This is a genomic window from Actinoplanes sp. NPDC051633, from assembly GCF_040681735.1.
Classification (GTDB): Bacteria; Actinomycetota; Actinomycetes; order Mycobacteriales; family Micromonosporaceae; genus Actinoplanes.
This window is the reverse complement of the sequence record NZ_JBFAZH010001701.1, coordinates 1-1,236: the sequence shown is the minus strand read 5'-3', so window position 1 is coordinate 1,236 and position 1,236 is coordinate 1. Positions and strand designations below refer to the sequence as shown.

The window sequence follows — 1,236 nt, the reverse complement described above, 5'->3', positions numbered from 1 at the left end:
CGACCACGTGGGCGCGGCGGCCGAGGACGAACCATCGGTGCACGATCGAGAGAGCAAGGATCACCACGAGTACGGCGGCGTACCAGGCGAGAAAGGCAGGTCCGGAGAGATCCCAGATCATGGTCGAACCTCCAAGCCGAGCGGCTGAGGCCTCATTGTGCAGCACCGGGTAAACGGCCGGTGACCAGCGGAAACGTCAACCCTTGCGGACCGCGTCCTCGACCAGGTCGAGGACCCGGCTCAGCTCACCCGGCGGGCGGCCCGTGGCCAGGTGCAGAACCATCCCGTCGTACGCGAGCTCCAGGAACTGGGTCAGCACCTCGAGCGGCACGTCGTCGCGCAGCACCCCCGCCTCCCGCTGCCGCTCCAGCCGCTCACGGGTCGCCGACGCGATGGCCTCCGACCGCTCGGCCCAGCGCTTGCCGAACGCCGGGTCGGTGCGCAGCCGCCGCGACACCTCGAGCTGGCTGCCCAGCCACCCCGCCGTGTCCCCGCTGCCGGCCCGGTCGAGCAGATCGCGCATCACCTGCACCAGGCCGTTGCGCGCCACGGTCTCGGCCATCGCCACCGCGTCGTCCTCCGCCACCGCCAGGAACAGCGAGTCCTTGTCGCGGAAATGATGGAAAATTGCGCCGCGGGACAGCCCGGTCGCATCCTCGAGCCGGCGGACTGTGGCGCCCTCATACCCGAACCGCGCGAAGCAGCCACGCGCGGCGGCGAGGATCTCGTGTCGGCGCGCGTCGAGCTGGTCCTGGCTCACCCGAGGCACGGCGTCGATCGTGTCACGGGCGTCGGTGCGCTTGCAAACAGTACGTACGGCTTGCGGGTTACGGCGGCGGCCGCCGAGGAGTTCTGCCCGGATGATGCGAATTCCGTCCCGGAGAAGCAGCTTTGTTAACACATACGGGCTGTCGTCGTTCCCGTCGCCTCACGTAAAGTGCGCGGGTGCCTCTCGTGTTCCTCGCGCTGGACGACACCCTGCTTGACCGCAGCGGTGCCTTCCGCCTGTGGGCGAAGGGGTTCCTCCAGGAGATCGGCGCCCCGGCCGAAGATCTCGACTGGATACTCTCCGTTGATGCCGACGGCCTGACCTCGCGGTGGGACGTGGCCGACGCCATCCGTGACCGGTACGGGCTCGGCATCCCGTCCATCGACCTGCTCGAGGAGCTGCACGAGGGCCCGCTCGCGCATGAGCGGCTCGATCCGACGGTCGCCTGCGCGCTGCAGATCTCGGGC

General features: G+C 69.4%; 1 protein-coding gene and 1 pseudogene. One reads left to right on the top strand and one right to left on the bottom strand.

The genetic code is table 11. From position 1 onward, the window contains the following. Positions 1-196: 196 nt before the first annotated feature. A complete protein-coding gene (locus AB0M20_RS44460; protein ID WP_364307616.1) occupies positions 197-769 on the bottom strand; it encodes a helix-turn-helix domain-containing protein in 573 nt (190 codons plus the stop codon). 176 nt (positions 770-945) lie between these two features. Here AB0M20_RS44460 and AB0M20_RS44455 point away from each other — a divergent pair. After that, positions 946-1,236, top strand: a pseudogene (locus tag AB0M20_RS44455) (HAD family hydrolase); the annotation flags it as partial.